We start from the raw sequence: 17411 nt of genomic DNA on the forward strand, positions 1-17411 counted from the left end.
GGCCATGTCCGGCCGGCACCGGTTCGCGGTCTGCGAACGGCGCGGGGGCTGTCCCTATCTATGCGGCCCGTATCTGTGCAGCTGACCGATAACGCACCCGGTCGCTCATTCGGCGTGGAGTCAGCCGGCGTAGCGCTGGAGGCGGGCGGACAGGCGTGGGACGAGATCACCGTCCGGGTCGACCCGTTCCTCGACGTAAGCGAGGTCGCCGTCCTCGACCAGGCCGTAAAGCCGTTTGGCCCCACCGGCTTTGAAGCCGGACTCGGACTTGATCACGACGTCGGTGGTCAGATTCCACGACGTTTGATTGAGCGGTCGACCGTAGAACAGTTCGATCCAGCCCTCGGCGTGCGCGAGCAGGAATTCGATGTTGTCGTCCTCGTCGATCCGCCAGTAGCCGGTCTCGCGAAGATCGGGGCCGGTGTACTGGCCGTCGTCATCGAGGCGCCACGAGCGCGAGTCCCAGTTCAGGAAGTTCTGCCCGTCGTGGCTGATGATCAGCTGCTGGCCGAAGCGGTAGTCGCCGGTGACGGGGTCGTTGCCCTCGCCCTCGCCGCGCCAGACACCCACCATCGGCAGCAACCCGAGCAGTCCGGGGTGCAGATCGGGGCCCTGGCGCAGATTCGCCGTGTCATCGGCCAACGGCAGTCCGGGCAGGCCCGTGATGTTGCGCTGACCGGTCTCCTTGGCGCGTTCCTCCGCGCGGCCGATCGCCTCGTTCGCGTCGGCCTGCTCCGAGGAGCTCACTGCTTAGGACTCGTCCTTGATCAAGCGGTAGAGCGTGTAGCAGCCGAACCAGGTGATCAGCACGGAGCACAGGATCAGCAGGACCAGAAAGAATGCTTCCACGTCTGGAAGTTTACCCCGGTGGCCACCAATGCGATCGGCCCGGCCATCCCTTTCGGATGACCGGGCCGATCCGGCGGCGTATCGGGTGTCAACCCGGTACGGAATTACTTCGTGACGGTGATGTCGTTCTCGTAGACGCCCGCGCCCTCGGGGGACACGACGACCTCGCCGTTGCCCGTCGAGGACAGTGCACGCAGCGTCCATTTGCCCGGCGCGGCGAAGAATCGGAAGTCGCCGGTGCCGGAGGCGACGACCTCGGCCGTGAACTCGCCGCTGCCGTCCAGCAGCCGGACGAACGCGCCGGCGACCGGGCTACCTGCGCCGTCGAGAACCTGACCGGTCAGGACGGTCTCCTTCTCGGTGTCGACGCCGGCCGGCAGCTTCTGACCCTGCTTCGGTGCAGCACACATATCTCTTACTCTCCCAACTCGATCGGCGCGCCGACCAGCGAGCCGTACTCGGTCCAGCTGCCGTCGTAGTTCTTGACGTTCTCGTGGCCCAGGATCTCCTGCAGCACGAACCAGGTGTGGCTCGAACGCTCGCCGATGCGGCAGTAGGCGATGGTCTCCTTCTGCCCGTCCAGACCGGCGGTGGCGTACAGCTCGGCCAGCTCGTCGTCGGCGCGGAAGGTGCCGTCCTCGTTGGCAGCCTTGCTCCACGGCACGTTGATGGCGCTCGGGATGTGGCCCGGACGCTGGCTCTGCTCCTGCGGCAGATGAGCCGGCGCCAGGATCTTGCCCGAGAACTCGTCAGGCGACCGTACGTCGACCAGGTTCTTGGTGCCGATCGCGGCGATGACCTCGTCGCGGAAGGCGCGGATGTTGTTGTTCGGAGCCTTCGCCACGTAGTTGGTGGCCGGGCGGCTCACGGTGTCGGTGCTCAGCGGGCGTCCGTCGAGCTCCCACTTCTTGCGGCCCCCGTCGAGCAGCTTGACGTCCTCGTGGCCGTACAGCTTGAAGTACCAGTAGGCGTAGGCCGCGAACCAGTTGTTGTTGCCGCCGTACAGGACGACGGTGTCGTCGTTGGCGATTCCCTTGGCGGACAACAGCTTCGAGAAGCCGTCGACGTCGACGAAGTCGCGCTTGACGTGATCCTGCAGGTCGTCCTTCCAGTCGATCTTGACGGCGCCGGCGATGTGCCCGCCGTCGTAGGCGCTGGTGTCTTCGTCGACCTCGACGAATACGACCTTGTCTGCGTTGAGGTTCTCCTCGGCCCAGTCTGCGGAGACCAGGACATCGGCGCGAGCCATGGGTGATTCCTTTCAATAAATGGAGACATCTGAGGGGGTGTGGACAGCACGAATAGACGTGGGACCACGGGGGAGAAGGTGAAGCTATGGCGCCAGAAAGCGCACGTCACCGTTTATCGACAGCAACAATTGGCGGTGCGACAGAAATCGATCGCACGGCGCCGGGTGAGCAGCAGCTCGAGTTGCATGTGGACGAGGGTACAGCACGCCACCGGGGTCATTCAGGGTGCGGCCGGAAGTCGGTCAGCCGCAGCTCACGGGCCCCGCCGGTGCCCTGGAGCACGACGTCACTGCCCTGGGTCTGGGCGGTCGTCGGTGCGATTCCCCACGGCATCGGAAGCGCCGGGAGCGTGGCGCTGAACTGGGCGAGCACGCCCGGCAGATCGGCGTCGGCGATGCGGGTCGAGACGTGGTCCTCGGGGCCCGAGTAGCGGCCCGTGGCGCGGACCGACAACGCGCCGCCGGTGACCGACAGATCGGCCAGCACGCTGACCTTCTGCTTCTTTCCGTCGAGCTGCACCGAACCGGTGAGCAGGATTCCGGTGGACTTGCTCAGCAGGCCGTCCTGCGGTCCGCCGCCGCCGGCATCGTTCTTGTTCGCCGGGGTGGTGACGGTCAGGTCGACGATATGCAGGAAACGGCCGAGATTGACCGAGTCGATCTTGATCGACGAATCCACCGAGTCGACGTGGAACGCGGTGTTCTCGCCGATCAGCCAACTGGGGGTGCGCACCGAGGAGATCCGGGAACGCAGATCCACCTGTTGTCCGTCGCCGACCAGCGCGTTGCGTGCGGTGATCCCGATCTGCGAATACTTTCCGCGACTGGCCGCCGCGGCGAACGGAAAGCCGGAAATGGTGATCTCGGGATCGCTGCGCAGGTCGGCCGCGGCCCGTAACGACCGCGAAAAGCGATACTCGGCGACGATGCCGGTAGTGAAATCCGCCACTACCGCGAGGATGGCCACGCTCATTACCAGGGCGATCGCCGCGACGATGAGCTTTCGCACGCGGCTCCTTCCCCTCAGGCGTTGCGCTGGTTCCGGCTATTCTGTCACCTAACTTTCACCGGTCGGAAAAGCTGGGCCCATTCGAGCGGTGGAAAAATCGATGAGAAGGGCGCCGCGTGGATCTTCTGCTGCTGACAGCCGATCCCCAACCGGAATCGGTGCTGCCTTCGCTATCCCTGCTGCCGCACACCGTCCGCGTCGCCGCGGCCGATGTGTCGTCGTTGATGGAGGCCGGCAAGTCGCAGATCGTCCTGGTCGACGCGCGTACCGATCTGGCCGCCGCCCGCGGGCTGTGTCGGCTGCTCGGCAGCACCGGAACCGGGGCGCCGGTCGTCGCGGTGGTCGGCGAGGGGGGACTGGTCGCCGTGAACGGCGACTGGGGAATCGACGACTTTCTGCTGCCGGCCACCGGTCCCGCCGAGATGGATGCGCGACTGCGGTTGCTGCTGGTGCGGTCGCACGGCGACGCCGGCACCGACGATTCCGGCGATGTCACGCTGGGCGATCTGGTGATCGACGAGTCCACGTATACGGCCCGGCTTCGCGGCCGTCCGCTCGACCTGACCTACAAGGAGTTCGAACTCCTGAAGTACCTGGCGCAGAACGCCGGTCGGGTGTTCACCCGCGCGCAGCTGCTGCAGGAGGTGTGGGGTTACGACTTCTTCGGCGGCACCCGCACCGTCGACGTGCACGTGCGACGCCTGCGCGCCAAGCTCGGTTCCGATCACGAGGCGCTGATCGGGACGGTGCGTAATGTCGGATACAAGGCGGTTCGGCCCTCGCGCGGCGGGGATGCGGCCGATTCCGAGGACACCGCCGGCTGAGGCTCACTGATGGCGACACTGTCGGATCGACAGCGGGTAGACGTGCACTCCATGCTGGCGGCGGCCACCGCCCTGGACGGCGTGGCGCCGTTGGGGGAGCAGTCGGTCCTGCTCGTCGATCGCGACGGTGAGCATGTCTGGACCGAGATCGCCGGCCGGGTCGTCGGATATGCGAATGTCACGCCCGGCCGCGACGACGAGCCGCCGATGGCCGAGGTCGTGGTCGACCCCGATTTCCGGGGCCGCGGCATCGGGACCGTGCTCGCCGGCCAGCTCCTCGAGACCTTTCCGGGAGTGCGGATCTGGGCGCATGGCGATCTGCCCGCGGCCGCCGCGCTGGGCCGCCGGCTCGGCCTGCGACGGACGCGGGAGCTGCTGCAGCTGCGGCGCGACCTGACCGGCCTGCCGGAGCTCTCCGTGCCCGCTGACCTGCGCCTGCGCACCTATGCCGGGCCTGCGGAGGACGCCGAGTTGCTGCGCGTGAACAACGCCGCCTTCGAGTGGCATCCGGAGCAAGGCGGCTGGACCCAGGCGCAGATCGACGAGCGGACCGGCGCCGACTGGTTCGACCCGGCCGGCGTGTTCCTGGCCTTCGACGCGGCCGATGACCAGCGGCTCTTGGGGTTCCACTGGACGAAGATCCATCGCGCGGACGACCTGGGCGAGGTCTACGTCGTCGGCGTCGATCCGGCCGCGCAGGGTCGTGGCATCGGTCACGTGGTGACGCTCGCCGGTTTGCGGTATCTCGCCGATCAGGGGCTGCCGGCCGTCCAGCTCTACGTCGAGGGCGATAACACCGCTGCGCTGAAAACCTATGAGCGCCTTGGGTTTACCCGATACGCCGTCGATGTCGCCTACGGCGCTGCCGCCGATTCCGCGGCGTCGGCCTGAGCGAGTTCGCCGATCGTCCGCACGGGCCGCTGATGAGTTCATGCTGCGTTCACCTCGGTGGCGGCAACTGGCCACCGGCACCACCTATTTTCATCTCGACCGCGCGTGCCATTCGACGGACGCGCACCTGACCAAGGGAATCCACAGTGAATCTGAGTCGTACCTCAGTTGCCGCCGTGTCGGTGGCCGCCGCGTCCGCGCTCATCCTCGGCGCATGCAGCAGTAACTCGGACAAGAACTCCGCGACGAGTTCGCAGGCCTCCAAGGTGGAGAACATCGCCTGCGCCGGCAAGCAGAACCTGAAGTCGTCCGGATCGACCGCGCAGGCGAACGCCATGCAGGTCTTCATGAAGAGCTACGCCAAGAGCTGCCCGGGCTCGCAGCTGGCCTACGCCGGCGGCGGGTCGGGACAGGGTGTCTCCGACTTCACCAAGGGCCTCACCGACTTCGGCGGCTCGGATTCGCCGCTGACCGACGCACAGGCCGCGGAGGCCCGCAGCCGCTGCAAGGGCTCGGACGCGTGGAACCTGCCGCTGGTGTTCGGCCCGATCGCGGTGGCCTACAACCTGCCCGGCGTCGACGGTGTCGCGCTGTCGGGTCCGACCCTGGCGAAGATCTTCGACGGCCAGATCAGCGAGTGGAATGATCCGGCGATCGCCGCCGAGAACCCGGGCAAGCAGCTGCCGGCGAAGAAGATCGACGTCCTGTACCGCGCTGAGGAGTCGGGCACCACCGACAACTTCCAGAAGTACCTGACCGCGGCCGGCGGCTGGACCAAGGGCACCGGCAAGAAGTTCAACGGCGGCGTCGGCGAGGGCAAGCAGGGCAACCCGGGTGTGGGCACCGCCGTGCAGTCGACCCCGTACTCGATCGGCTACGTCGAGTGGTCGTTCGCCAAGCAGAAGAACCTGCAGCAGGCCAACATCATCACCGGCCAGGATCGCTCCGGTGTGCAGCTGACGTCGGACAGCGTTTCGAAGACCATCGGCACCGCCAAGCTGAAGAACGGCGACGCCAGCAACAACCTGGTCATCGACACCAGCTCGTTCTACAACCCGACCGCTCCGGGCGCGTACCCGATCGTGCTGGCCACCTACGAGCTCGTCTGCTCGAACTACGGTGACACCCCCACCTCGGGAGCGGTGAAGACCTTCCTGAAGGTCGCCTCCTCGCCGCAGAATCAGGGCGCTGACCTGCAGAACCAGGGCTACGCGCCGCTGCCGGACTCGTTCCGGGCGCGCCTGGACACCGCGATCGACGCGATACAGTAGCGCCACGACGTCACTGGAAAAAAGCAGCACTTGTGACGCGTGAGCGAATAGAGATCATGTCAGTGGATGACGCCCTGGAACCCGAATCAGACTCGACGGACCGGCCGGTGGAGACACCGCGCCAGGCCGGTCCCGTCGAGTCCGGTCGGCGGCGCGCAGCGCGAGCCGCACGCCAGCCCTCGTCGGGTTCCACGCCGAGCGCGCTGGGCCGGTCGGCGTCGTCCGTCGGCGATCACGTCTTCTCCTTTCTGGCCAAGGGTGTCGGACTCTTCGTCATCCTGCTGATCGCGGCGATCGCGATCGACCTGCTGGTGCAGGCGATCCCGTCGATCTCGAAGAACAACGCGAATCTGTTGTTCTCGTCGGACTGGGTCGCCGACGGCGCCTCGTTCGACAACGGCACGGCGAAATTCGGTGTCTGGGAACTCTTCCGGGCCACCGTTCTGAGCTCGGTGTTCGCGCTGGTCCTGGCAACGCCGGTCGCGATCGGGATCGCGACCTTCCTGGTCGAGTACGCGCCGCGGTCGGTGACCCGGATTCTCGGCGGCGCCGTCGATCTGCTCGCCGCGGTGCCGTCGATCATCTTCGGTCTCTGGGGCTTCTACACACTGGCGCCGAAGCTGACGCCTATCGCGGACTGGCTGAACACCAATCTCGGCTGGTTCCCGCTCTTCGCCACCGGCAAGGTGTCGATCTCGGGCGGCGGCACCGTCTTCACCGCCGGCATCGTGCTGGCGATCATGATGCTGCCGATCATCACCTCGATCACGCGAGAGGTGTTGCGGCAGACGCCGACCGGGCAGAAGGAGGCCGCGCAGGCGCTCGGTGCCACCAAGTGGGAGCAGATTCGGCTGACGTCGTTCCCCTATGCACGCAGCGGCATCGTCGCGGCGTCGATGCTGGCCCTGGGCCGCGCGCTCGGCGAGACCATCGCGGTGATGATCATCCTGTCGTCGGCCTCGGGACGCCTCAAGTGGTCGCTGTTCGAGGGCGGCGACACCTTCGCCTCCAAGATTGCCCGTGACGTCGGTGAGTTCACGGGCAGTACGCAGAGCGCCGGGGCGTACATCGCGGCCGGCCTGGTGCTGTTCGTCCTGACCTTCGTGGTCAACGCGATCGCCCGACTGATCGCCGGCAGGAAGGTCAACGGATGAGCGAGCGGCAGCGAGCGAATCATCAAACACAGCGTGCCTGTGCCTCGTGCGCGCACGGAGCGAAGCGAGTACGTGCATGAGCATCGCCTTGGACAAGGCGCCCGGCGAACCGGTCAAGAGTTCCCCCAGCGCATTCCGGCCGATCTCGCGGTCTCGGCGATTCCGCAGCAACGCCGCGTTCGTGCTCTTCGGCGTCTGCTTCGTGATCGCCCTGATTCCGTTGGTGTGGCTGGGATCCGCGGTGATCGGCAACGGGATGGACGCCATCACCGATCCGCACTGGTGGTTCGGCAACTCGCTCGGTGTCGACATGAACAGCGAGTACAACGCCGGTGTCTGGCCCGCCATCCTCGGTTCACTGATCCAGGCGGCGATCGCCACGGTGATCTCGGTGCCGATCGCGGTGATGACCGCCGTGATGCTCGTGGAGTACCCGACGTCGAAGCTGGCCAAGCCGGCTTCGTTCATGGTGGACGTGCTCTCGGGCGTGCCGTCGATCGTCGCGACGCTGTTCATCTTCGGCATCTGGACCATCGGAATGGGCATGGGGCAGAGTGCATTCGCGGTCGGCCTGGCGATGATCCTGCTGATGGTGCCGATCGTCACGCGGTCCACCGAAGAGATGCTCAAGCTGGTGCCGGACGAATTGCGCGAGGCCGCATACGCATTGGGCATCCCGAAGTGGAAGACCATCGTGCGGATCGTCATCCCGACCGCGCTGTCCGGCATGCTGTCGGGCATCTTCCTGGCGATCGCCCGCGTCATGGGTGAGACCGCGCCGGTGCTGATCCTCGCCGGGCCGGCATTGGCGACCACGGTCGTCAACCCCTTCGAGGGCGGCATGAACTCGCTGCCGCTCTTCATCAAAGACGCCTGGGCCCGCGCGTCCGATGCGTCCGCGTTCTACTACTGGGGCGCGGCGCTCACCCTGATCATCATCATCGCGGTGCTGAACATCATCGCGGCCCTCATCGCGAAGTTCCTTGCGCCCAAGACGAAATAGGTATTGCAGCCATGGCTAAACGACTCGACATCAATGATCTGAACATCTACTACGGCAAGTTCCACGCCGTGAAGAACGTCAGTCTGCAGGTGCCGCCGCGGTACGTGACGGCGTTCATCGGCCCGTCGGGCTGCGGCAAGTCGACCGTGCTGCGGACGCTGAACCGGATGCATGAGGAGACCCCCGGCGCGCGCGTCGAGGGTTCGGTGGAGCTCGACGGCGAGAACATCTACGGCCGCGGCGTCAGCCCGGTCAGCGTGCGTACCACCATCGGCATGGTGTTCCAGCGGCCGAACCCGTTCCCCACCATGTCGATCCGCGACAACGTGGTCGCCGGGCTGCGGTTGCAGGGCGTACGCAACAAGTCCCAGCTCGACGAGGTCTGCGAGCGCAGCCTGCGCGGCGCGAACCTGTGGGAAGAGGTCAAGGACCGGCTGCGCAAGCCGGGTGGCAGCCTCTCGGGCGGTCAGCAGCAGCGACTGTGCATCGCGCGGGCGATCGCCGTGTCGCCGGACGTGCTGCTCATGGACGAGCCCTGCTCGGCGCTCGACCCGATCTCGACGCTGGCGATCGAGGATCTGATCACCGAGCTCAAGAAGGACTACACGATCGTCATCGTCACCCACAACATGCAGCAGGCGGCGCGGGTCAGCGATCAGACGGCGTTCTTCAACCTGTCCGGCGTCGGTCAGCCGGGCGAGCTGATCGAGATCAACGACACCGAGACGATCTTCTCCAACCCGGACAAGAAGGCCACGGAAGACTATATTTCAGGTCGTTTCGGGTAGCCCAGTGGCCGATAGGCCATGATGGGAACCGTGAGTCTTGCTTCGGTGCTGCCCGGATCCGGCCTGGCGTTGCGCCGCGGTCGGCTGTCCGCAGTCATCGATGGCATTCCGGCCGATCGGGCGGCCGCCTTGCTCGCGGTACTCGCCGAGGCGGAACCGGCGGCCATCGCCGCCGTGATCGGGCAGCGGTTGGCCGACACCGGCGACACCCCGGCGCTCGCGGTGCTGGTCGATGCCGGCGATCATCTCGACCTCTTCGTCGCCGGTCTGGCGGCGGTGCTGGTCGATGCGGCGGGAGAGTCGCAGATCATTCGTGCCTCGGTGGAGACGGCGCAGACGCATCGGGTCGCCGCCGGTGCCCGGGTCACGCTGATCGCCGATGGTGGCGCCGGTCCGTCCTCCGCGATCGCGGAACCCACGGCCCTGCTGTCTTTCGACGCCGGGATGGTGCCGGCTCGGGGTCTGGTGATCTGGACAGTCGTTGCAGCGGTCGGTGATTCGCCGACCGAGCTCGCGGTCCCGCAGATCAGCGCCCGGCTGGATGATCCGGCCGACTGGGACTCGCTGGACACCAGCCGAAAGCCGTTGGCGCAGCACGGCACCAGTCGGGTCGAGGGACAACGCCGGCGCGCCGCGGCGCCGACCCTGGTGCCGCCGAGTGACGATATTCCGGAGACCGGCGACGCCGATGCGGACCTGGCCAACGCCCGGACGCAGGTGTCGGCGGTGGACGTGGCGTCGGTGCAGCCGGTGGCGCAGTTGCAGATCCACGGACTGCTCTGCCCGAACGGGCATATCAACGATCCGCGCCTGCAGTTCTGCGCGCGGTGCGGAATCCGGATCGACCGGATGACCGGGGCCCTGGTGCAGGGGCCGCGGCCGCCGCTGGGGCTGTTGGTGATCGACGATGGCGCCACCTACGTGGTCAGCAGCGATCTCCTCATCGGTCGTGACCCGGAGCCGACCGCCGAACGTCGCGGCGGTATCGCCGCCGATGGCGTCGGTCCGCTGAATTCGATTCGGCTGGCCGACAATTCAGGTGCGATGTCGCGGGCCCACTGCGAGATCCGGCTGGTGGAGTGGGATGTGCGGCTGCTCGATGCCGGATCGGTCAACGGGACCTTCGTCTGGCTGCCCGGGCAGCAGGGGTGGCGCCGACCGGCCCCCGGTCAGGACGTACCGCTGGTTCCGGGCGCGCAGATCCGCATCGGAAATCGCGCGATGCTCTTCGAATCACCACACGGCACAGCGCATTCCAGCTCCGGTCCGCACCAATCGGCGCCGATCGCGTCGCCGCCCCCGATGCCACCGCCTCCGATGCCACCACCGGCCATGCCGCCGCCTCCGATGTCACCCCCGATGCCGCCGCAGCCGGGGCCGCCGCCCGGGTATGGCCCGCCACCTCCGGTGCCACCGCCCTACGGCCCGCCGCCCGGTTACGGCCCGCCCGGCTATCCGAACAGGTGGACACCATGACCACGACCATCGAGGCCTTCGCGGACTACCGCGTCGTCGGCGATCTCGGCGGTGGCGGCCACGCGCATTACTACCAGGCCCTCACCCCGCAGCGGCTGCGCTCGCCGGCCGGCTCGGCACCGCTCGTCCACGCCGAACATGTTGTGCTCAAGGTGTACTCGACACCCTGCGGTGCTGAGGCGTTCGAGCGCGCGGTCCACGAGCTGCGGGCGTACGCCGCCGCCGGGTCGCGCTACCTCGCACGGGTGCACGACGCGGTGCTGCTGTCACAGTTCCTGTACGCGATGGAGTACTTTCCGCTCGGCTCGCTCGCCGGGCCGTCGCGTCCGGATCGGCGCCATGCGGTGCAGGCGCTGGCCGACGCCGCCCGCGGGGCCCACGACCTGCATGAGCACGGGATCGTGCACGGCGATATCACGCCCGCTCGGATCCTGTTGACCGACAACGGCGGCCGACTGTCCGGCGTCGGGCTGACCCGCGTGCTGAGTTCGTCGACCGCGGTTCTCGGCACCGGTCCGGCCGGGCAGCTCGACTACGTCGATCCGTCGACGCTTGTCGGCCAACGGCATTCGCGGGCGACCGATATCTGGGCGCTCGGCGCCTGCCTGAACCGGGTGCTGTCGGGTGAGAGCCTATTCGGCGATCTGCAGCAATTGTCTGCGCTGCAGGCGATCCGGACGATTCAGTCGACGACGCCGGTGATCAGCGCCCGGTTGAGTGCCGCCGAACGCGATGTGGTCGGCGAGGCGCTGGCACCCGTCGACGATCGAGTGCCGACCGCCGCCGAGCTGGCCGATCGGATCGAAGGCCTGCTCTAGCCGGTGAATCCTTTGCCACTCGTGGACTCGTCGTGGTGGGTGTAGTCGAGCGAGACGTTGTGGTATTTCTCGGCGACATGTTCGAGCTGACTGATCAGCGCCTTGACCCCGATGGGGCCCTCGCGGAACAGCCGCTTGCGGAGCAGGTCGATCCCGGGGACCAGGTCGCGTACCGCGGCGCCGCGAGCGGCCACCCGGGCCATCCCCTCGTATCCGAGTCCGAGCAGTTTGTAGTTGAGGCCCAGCGATTCGAAGACCGATCCCTCGACGAAGTCGTCGACCTGCGACGGGCCGAAAACCATTGCCAGCGGGGTGAAATAGAACCCGGCCGTCGTCGCCCGACTGAGTACGTCGGCACGATCCTGGATGAACTGCGGCCGATTGCGCAGCCGTAGTTTCATCACCTCGTGCTGGTAGTCGGCGAACGTGTCCACGACCTCCGCGCGCCACTTCGACGGCTCGCCGCCGCGCGCGAAGATGTAGTTGAGCGACTTGACCAGCTCCAGTCCGTCCTTGCAGCGCAAGCGTTCCGGGGCGCCGAGCGCCCACGACGTGTAAGCCGAGTACATCGCGATGTCGTCGAGCTGGCGTCGGGACAGCCGGCGCCCGAGCTGGTGATCGACCAGCCGGATCAGGACCGGGCCGTTGCCGAACCCGAGCAGCGATGACGCGGCGATCGGCTCGCCGTAGGTGCGGTAGGTCTCCTCGCCCCATTTGCGCTTGAGTCCGCGGCTCACCAAGGCGTGCATCAGGCGTACCCGGATGACCGTGTGGAATGCCTCTGAATCCCGTTGCATCACTTCGGGTGTGGTCATCAGGGCGAACATCCGCAGGGTCTCGATGTTGCGCCGCACGCCGTCGTTCTTGAAACGTCCGGTTGCTCCGGTGGCGGCGGAGATGTCGCCGGTCATCGCGGTCTCGAAGTAGGCCCAGCCGGCCGTGACGGCAGTGGCGGTCAGGGTCGCCGACGCGACGAGCAGCCGTCCCCGCTCGGCGGCTTCGCGGTCGAACCAGTCGGGGATATGGTCGAGGTGCTCGAACAGCTCGACCAGCTCCTGCGGCGGGTCGTCCACGGTGTCGATGCCCTGGGTGAGCGCCTGCTCGAACATCGGGCGTGCTGTGCGGGCGCCGATGCGCTCGAACATGTCGACGATGCCGATCATGTGCTCGTCGGCCTGCCAGAAGTAGTCGTCGCGAGCCCGGGTCAGATCGTTCGGGCCGAGCTCGGCGTCGATGTCGATCCACGGGCCGAAGAGGAACTCCTGGCTGCGCCGCCAGCGCGGCGCGAAGATGTCCCGGCCGGGCGGGATCGGACGCTGCGGCCGATCCTCGTTGCCGCGGCGGTTGAAGTCGAGGTCGGCCAGCGGGATCGAGGTGTCGATGGGGGTGTCCGGTGCCGTCACCGTCATGGTGCCTCCGAGGTCGATGAGACGAATAGACAAAAGCGTATCACCATCGATCCGGCTCGGACACCCGTCGAGTGGACACTCACGAACGCCGAGCGGACACTCACGCGCGTCGAGCGGACGGCCACGCCCATCGAGTGGACATAGCGGTCCGGTCGGTGAACATGAATGTCCACTCGGCGTGCGTGAATGTCCGGTCAGCGGGATCGCGCCGGGTGCGGCTGCGGTGGCAGCCCTAGCGTTTCTGGAGAGACTCAAGGGCAACATCCCTTCGGAAGGAGAACCAGCGTGGACTGGAATGAAGAAGTTGACGTGATCGCCGTCGGTACCGGTGGCGGACTGGCCGGCGCGTACACCGCCGCCCGCGAAGGCCTGCGGGTCGCCGTGATCGAGGCGACCGAGAAGTTTGGCGGCACCACGTCGTACTCGGGCGGCGGCGGCGTCTGGTTCCCGGTCAACCCGGTCCTGGTCGCGGCCGGAGCCGACGACAGCATCGAGGACGCGCACGAGTACTTCCATGCGGTCGTCGGCGACCGGACCTCGAAGGATCTGCAGGAGACCTACGTCGACCGCGGTCGCACCGTGATCGAGTACCTGCTCGAGGATCCGGTCTTCTCGTTCATCGCCTACCCGTGGCCGGACTACTTCGGCAAGGCGCCCAAGGCGAAGCTGGACGGCATGCGCCACGTCGTCCCGGCGCCGTTGCCGCTCGACGAGGTCGGCGAAGAGCTGGCGTCGAAGATCCGCGGTCCGCTGGACAACGATCGCCTCGGGGTGCCGGCCGACAACAGCATGCTGATCGGCGGCCGGGCTCTCGTCGGCCGGTTCCTGATGGGACTCGCCAAGTACCCCAACGCTTCTCTGCATCTGAACACCGCGCTGGTCGACCTCGTCGCCGACGATGACGGCAACGTCGCCGGCGCGATCGTCGAGCGCGACGGCGAGCGGGTGGCGATCAAGGCCAACAAGGGCATCATCCTGTCGGCCGGTGGGTTCGAGCAGAATCAGGAGCTGCGCACCAAGTACGGCGTGCCCGGCGTCGCGCGAGACACCATGGGACCGTGGGGAAATCAGGGCAAGGCACTCGAGGCCGCCCAGGCCGTCGGCGCCGACACCGACCTGCTCGACCAGGCATGGTGGTCGCCCGGCATGACGCATCCGGGCGGCGAGTCGGCGTTCGCGCTGTGGTTCACCGGCGGCATCTTCGTCAACCAGGACGGCAACCGGTTCGTCAACGAATCGGCCCCGTACGACCGCCTCGGTCGCGACATCATCCGCCAGATGGACGAGGGCAGCGTGACGCTCCCGTACTGGATGATCTACGACGACAAGGAAGGCGAGGTTCCGCCCTGCAAGGCGACCAACGTCTCGATGGTCGAGACGGAGAAGTACGTCGACGCGGGCCTGTGGCACACCGCCGACACGCTCGAAGAGCTGGCCGCGAAGATCGGCGTGCCGGCCGACGCGCTGGTCGCGACGGTCGAGCGGTTCAACAAGTTCGTCGCCGCCGGCGCCGACGACGACTTCGGTCGCGGCGACGAGGCGTATGACCGGTCGTTCACCGAGGGCCAGTCGCCGCTGGTCAGCATCGATCAGGGGCCGTTCCATGCCGCGCAGTTCGGCATCTCCGATCTGGGCACCAAGGGCGGCCTGCGCACGGACACCAAGGCACGCGTGCTGAACGCGGCCGGCGAGGTCATCGGCGGCCTGTATGCGGCCGGCAACACGATGGCCGCGGTCAGCGGTTACGTGTACCCGGGCGGCGGCAATCCGATCGGCGCATCGGTGCTGTTCAGCCACCTGGCGGCGCTGGACATCGCGGGCAAGTAGGCAGGACTCCCGACTGGGAGCGTGACGAAATACGGGCCGCCGTGGACACGATGTCCACGGCGGCCCGCTATGTTCACGCCCCCAGTCGGGGAGCTACTCGCTCGGCTTGCCCGCGAACTGTTCGGGGGTCTTGCCGGTCACCTGGAAGATCACGCGCCGGCCGATCAGCACGGCGTGGTCGGCGAAGCGCTCGTAGTAGCGGCCCAGCAGGGTGACGTCGACCGCCGCGGCCACCCCGTGCTTCCACTCGCGATCCATCAGCACCGTGAACAGATGCTTGTGCAGGTCGTCCATCGCGTCGTCGTCCTCTTGCAGACGGAACGCGTCCTCGGGATCCTGCGTGGTCAGCACCTCGCGGGCGGTGTTGGCCAGTTGCACTGCGAGACGGCCCATTTCGGCGAAGTAGCCGTTGACCTCCTCGGGCAGCGCCTTGGCCGGATGGCGACGCCGGGCGACCTTGGCGACGTGCAGGGCGAGGGCGCCCATCCGGTCGACGTCGGCGACGATCTGGAAGCCGCTGACGACCGATCGCAGGTCGCCGGCGACCGGTGCCTGCAGGGCGAGCAACGCGAAGGCCTTTTCCTCGGCCTGGGCCGACAGCTGGGTCACCTGCTCGTGATCGGAGATCACCTGTTCGGCAACGGCCAGATCGGCCTGCAGAAGGGCTTGGGTGGCGCGCTCCATCGCGACGCCGGCCAACTCGCACATGTGCCCCAGCACGTCGTTGAGCTCGCCCATCTGTTCTACATAGACGGTACGCATGGAACAACCTTACCCGCTGGTCAAGGGCGGTTCGGTCGACGCGGCGTGAACGGGCGATGAATAGGCGTCAGTCGCAGGAGGTATCGCCGGCGTTGGTGATCTGCAGGTCGTTGGGCAGCGATTCGCTGGTGCTGGTCTCCGGCAGCTGGGTCACGGTCAGCTGGGTGCCGCGGGCCGGGACCGATCCCACCGAGCCGGAGTAGTCGTTGCCGACGATGATCTCGACGCCCGACTTCACCGTGTGATCCGGCTGGATCGCGGCGCCCGGGAACATGCTGGCGAGCGTGGCCGCCGACTGCTGCTCGCCCGGTCCGTAGCGGACGACGGTCGTGTCGTGATGCTGTGAAGCGTCGGCGACGCCGCGGACCTCGAACCCTTCGTTCTCCAGGCTGTCCTGGACGGACTGCGCGAGGCCCTGAGTGCCGGTGCCGTTGAGCACCCGCACGCCGATGTTCGGCGCCCCGACGCTGGTGACCGCCGCCGTGATCGGGGGACCGGCCGGGGTGCTCGGCGCGGGGGCGGGCGCCGCGGAACTGGACGCGTTCTGTCGGCCGTTCTGCTTCTTCTTCTCGCCGGCCTCACCGGGCAGCGGCTTGTCGTCGATGATGGCGTTGAAGATGGCGTCGATGTCGTCGGTGCGCGGAATCTCGTTGCCGGAACCGTCTTCCGCGGTTCCCGAGGTCGGGACCGTCAGGAAGCTGACCCGCCCGGCGTCCAGGCCCTGCATCGAATTCGCCAGCTCCATCAGGTCATCGAGCTTGACGTTGTCGACGACGCTGTTCTTGATGAAGGTATTGAGGATCGACGTCATCTTGCTCGGGTTGGTGAAGACCTTGTTGGACAAGGCGCCGCGCAGCATCGCCGACAGGAACAGCTGCTGGCGTTTGATCCGCCCGTAGTCGCCGTTACCCTCCGTCTCGATCTTTCGGGCGCGCACGTAATTCAGCGCCTGCTTGCCGGTGACGTGCTGTCTGCCGGCTCGCTTGAGGATGTTGCCGAGCTCGTAGTCGTACAACGGCGTGGGCGAACAGACCTCGACGCCGCCGATCTTGTTGACCACCTGTTCGAAGCCGTAGAAGTCCATGCCGATGAAGTGGTTGATCTTCAGGCCGCTGATCTTCTGGATGACCTTGACCGCACACTTCGGTCCGCCGTCGCCGTAGGCGGTGTTCAGCTTGGCGTTCGTCTCCGCGGGCACGATCTCGTCCGTGTAGGTCTCGGTCTCGTTGTTCCAGGAGTCGCAGTCGGGTCGGTCGATCTGCAGATCGCGCGGGAACGACACCGCCACCACTCGGCTGCGATCGGCGGGGATGTTCACCAGGATCACGGTGTCCGACCGGGCGCCCTCGGCGTCCGCGGTGGTGCCGGCGCCGACGCGACCGTTCTGTCCGGTCCGGGTGTCGGTGCCGACGATCAGGTAGTTCTCGTCGCCGCCCTGACCGTCGCGATTACGGATGTTCGCGTCGTTGGTGTCGATGGCCGACACGTTGTGCCAGCGCCCGTCCGCGCGCACGACCTCCCACCACACGTACCCGGTGCAGATGATCGCGAAGACGGTGGCCAGCGCGATGGCGACACGGACGCCCTGGGTGGCGAGTACGGATCCGTCGGCGTTGCCGACGGCTGCGGCGATGCGCTGCGGGAGCGGCCGACCGGTTCGACTCGAGGTGGCCGCCGCCCGGGTCCGCGGCGTGGTGGGTGTCGCCGGCGTGGCCGGGGCTGTGGGTGTAGCCGGAGCCGCGGTCGTGGGTTGGTCAGCCGGCGGTGGGCCGGCCGGGGGAGAGATGGGGCCGTCGACGGGATCGACCGTGACCCGCGGGATCTCCCGGGTCTGCTCGTTGTCGCTCTCCGGCACCGGACCCTGCGGTGCGCCCGGAGCAACCGGCGCGGCCGGGGGTGGTTCCGGAGCTACGGGGGGTGGTTCCGGCGCGGATTCGATCTCGCCGAGGATTTCGCGGACCGATCGACGGCGACCCGATTCCGCGCGACCGGAGAGCGATCGCCGGAGGCCATCGCCCGGTTCGACCAGGTCTCCGGGGTGCGGCGGACGAATCTCGTCGCGTTCGTCGCCGTCGCTCACA

Annotated in this window: 16 protein-coding genes; 9 read left to right on the plus strand and 7 right to left on the minus strand. The window is 67.3% G+C overall.

Annotated elements, in window-relative coordinates; genetic code table 11:
• Positions 1–120 precede the first annotated feature (120 nt).
• The 4 genes from G341_RS0104885 to G341_RS21010 form a co-directional block, all read right to left on the minus strand.
• Positions 121–747, minus strand: coding sequence for a heme-binding beta-barrel domain-containing protein (locus G341_RS0104885; RefSeq protein WP_018177996.1), 627 nt, complete (start codon positions 745–747; stop codon positions 121–123).
• 206 nt (positions 748–953) lie between these two features.
• Positions 954–1259: a DUF1416 domain-containing protein gene (locus G341_RS0104895; RefSeq protein WP_018177998.1), complete on the minus strand. Its 306-nt coding sequence runs from the start codon at positions 1257–1259 to the stop codon at positions 954–956.
• Positions 1260–1264: 5 nt separating this feature from the next.
• On the minus strand, positions 1265–2098 hold the full coding sequence (locus G341_RS0104900; protein ID WP_018177999.1) for a sulfurtransferase: 834 nt from the start codon (positions 2096–2098) through the stop codon (positions 1265–1267).
• Positions 2099–2315: 217 nt separating this feature from the next.
• The gene (locus G341_RS21010; RefSeq protein ID WP_018178000.1) at positions 2316–3107 is read right to left on the minus strand and encodes an LmeA family phospholipid-binding protein; all 792 of its coding nucleotides are present in this window, start codon (positions 3105–3107) and stop codon (positions 2316–2318) included.
• A 116-nt stretch (positions 3108–3223) separates the two neighbouring features.
• On the opposite strand from G341_RS21010, the gene G341_RS21015 reads away from it, so the two are divergent.
• The 8 genes from G341_RS21015 to G341_RS0104945 all read left to right on the plus strand — a co-directional run bounded on the left by G341_RS21015 (position 3224) and on the right by G341_RS0104945 (position 11332).
• Positions 3224–3931, plus strand: coding sequence for a response regulator transcription factor (locus tag G341_RS21015; RefSeq protein WP_018178001.1), 708 nt, complete (start codon positions 3224–3226; stop codon positions 3929–3931).
• 9 nt (positions 3932–3940) lie between these two features.
• Complete coding sequence (mshD, locus tag G341_RS0104915; protein ID WP_018178002.1) at positions 3941–4822, plus strand: mycothiol synthase; 882 nt, start codon at positions 3941–3943, stop codon at positions 4820–4822.
• Positions 4823–4968: 146 nt separating this feature from the next.
• Positions 4969–6093: a phosphate ABC transporter substrate-binding protein PstS gene (pstS, locus tag G341_RS0104920; protein ID WP_026303260.1), complete on the plus strand. Its 1125-nt coding sequence runs from the start codon at positions 4969–4971 to the stop codon at positions 6091–6093.
• Between the two features lie 56 nt (positions 6094–6149).
• The gene (pstC, locus tag G341_RS0104925) at positions 6150–7247 is read left to right on the plus strand and encodes a phosphate ABC transporter permease subunit PstC (protein WP_081622427.1); all 1098 of its coding nucleotides are present in this window, start codon (positions 6150–6152) and stop codon (positions 7245–7247) included.
• A 76-nt stretch (positions 7248–7323) separates the two neighbouring features.
• The gene (gene pstA, locus G341_RS0104930) at positions 7324–8250 is read left to right on the plus strand and encodes a phosphate ABC transporter permease PstA (protein ID WP_018178005.1); all 927 of its coding nucleotides are present in this window, start codon (positions 7324–7326) and stop codon (positions 8248–8250) included.
• Between the two features lie 11 nt (positions 8251–8261).
• Entirely contained in the window at positions 8262–9038 is a 777-nt protein-coding gene (pstB, locus tag G341_RS0104935) for a phosphate ABC transporter ATP-binding protein PstB (protein WP_018178006.1), read from the plus strand.
• Positions 9039–9068: 30 nt separating this feature from the next.
• Positions 9069–10514, plus strand: a complete 1446-nt coding sequence (locus G341_RS22915) for an FHA domain-containing protein (protein WP_162140700.1) — start codon at positions 9069–9071, stop codon at positions 10512–10514.
• A complete protein-coding gene (locus G341_RS0104945) occupies positions 10511–11332 on the plus strand; it encodes a protein kinase domain-containing protein (RefSeq protein WP_043450676.1) in 822 nt (273 codons plus the stop codon). Before G341_RS22915 ends, G341_RS0104945 begins: the two co-directional genes overlap by 4 nt.
• Here G341_RS0104945 and G341_RS0104950 read toward each other — a convergent pair.
• Complete coding sequence (locus tag G341_RS0104950) at positions 11329–12741, minus strand: oxygenase MpaB family protein (RefSeq protein WP_018178009.1); 1413 nt, start codon at positions 12739–12741, stop codon at positions 11329–11331. The genes G341_RS0104945 and G341_RS0104950 overlap by 4 nt on opposite strands.
• 285 nt (positions 12742–13026) lie before the next feature.
• On the opposite strand from G341_RS0104950, the gene G341_RS0104955 reads away from it, so the two are divergent.
• Positions 13027–14568: an FAD-binding protein gene (locus G341_RS0104955; RefSeq protein ID WP_018178010.1), complete on the plus strand. Its 1542-nt coding sequence runs from the start codon at positions 13027–13029 to the stop codon at positions 14566–14568.
• A gap of 93 nt (positions 14569–14661) precedes the next feature.
• Here the strand turns inward: G341_RS0104955 and phoU are convergent, their stop codons facing one another.
• Together phoU and G341_RS21025 are read right to left on the minus strand one after the other, a co-directional pair.
• Positions 14662–15330, minus strand: coding sequence for a phosphate signaling complex protein PhoU (gene phoU / locus G341_RS0104960; protein ID WP_018178011.1), 669 nt, complete (start codon positions 15328–15330; stop codon positions 14662–14664).
• Between the two features lie 67 nt (positions 15331–15397).
• Complete coding sequence (locus tag G341_RS21025) at positions 15398–17410, minus strand: LCP family protein (protein ID WP_051092652.1); 2013 nt, start codon at positions 17408–17410, stop codon at positions 15398–15400.
• Between the last annotated feature and the right edge of the window lies 1 nt (position 17411).

It is taken from the genome of Jongsikchunia kroppenstedtii DSM 45133 (genome assembly GCF_000380485.1).
Lineage (GTDB): Bacteria > Actinomycetota > Actinomycetes > Mycobacteriales > Mycobacteriaceae > Jongsikchunia > Jongsikchunia kroppenstedtii.

Bases quoted from the DNA above. Each gene is read 5' to 3' on its own strand.
- G341_RS0104895 (WP_018177998.1), bottom strand. From the start codon at position 1,259: ATGTGTGCTGCACCGAAGCAGGGTCAGAAGCTGCCGGCCGGCGTCGAC.
- G341_RS0104900 (WP_018177999.1), bottom strand. From the start codon at position 2,098: ATGGCTCGCGCCGATGTCCTGGTCTCCGCAGACTGGGCCGAGGAGAAC.
- mshD (WP_018178002.1), top strand. From the start codon at position 3,941: ATGGCGACACTGTCGGATCGACAGCGGGTAGACGTGCACTCCATGCTG.
- pstC (WP_081622427.1), top strand. From the start codon at position 6,150: ATGTCAGTGGATGACGCCCTGGAACCCGAATCAGACTCGACGGACCGG.
- pstA (WP_018178005.1), top strand. From the start codon at position 7,324: ATGAGCATCGCCTTGGACAAGGCGCCCGGCGAACCGGTCAAGAGTTCC.
- pstB (WP_018178006.1), top strand. From the start codon at position 8,262: ATGGCTAAACGACTCGACATCAATGATCTGAACATCTACTACGGCAAG.
- G341_RS0104945 (WP_043450676.1), top strand. From the start codon at position 10,511: ATGACCACGACCATCGAGGCCTTCGCGGACTACCGCGTCGTCGGCGAT.
- G341_RS0104950 (WP_018178009.1), bottom strand. From the start codon at position 12,741: ATGACGGTGACGGCACCGGACACCCCCATCGACACCTCGATCCCGCTG.
- phoU (WP_018178011.1), bottom strand. From the start codon at position 15,330: ATGCGTACCGTCTATGTAGAACAGATGGGCGAGCTCAACGACGTGCTG.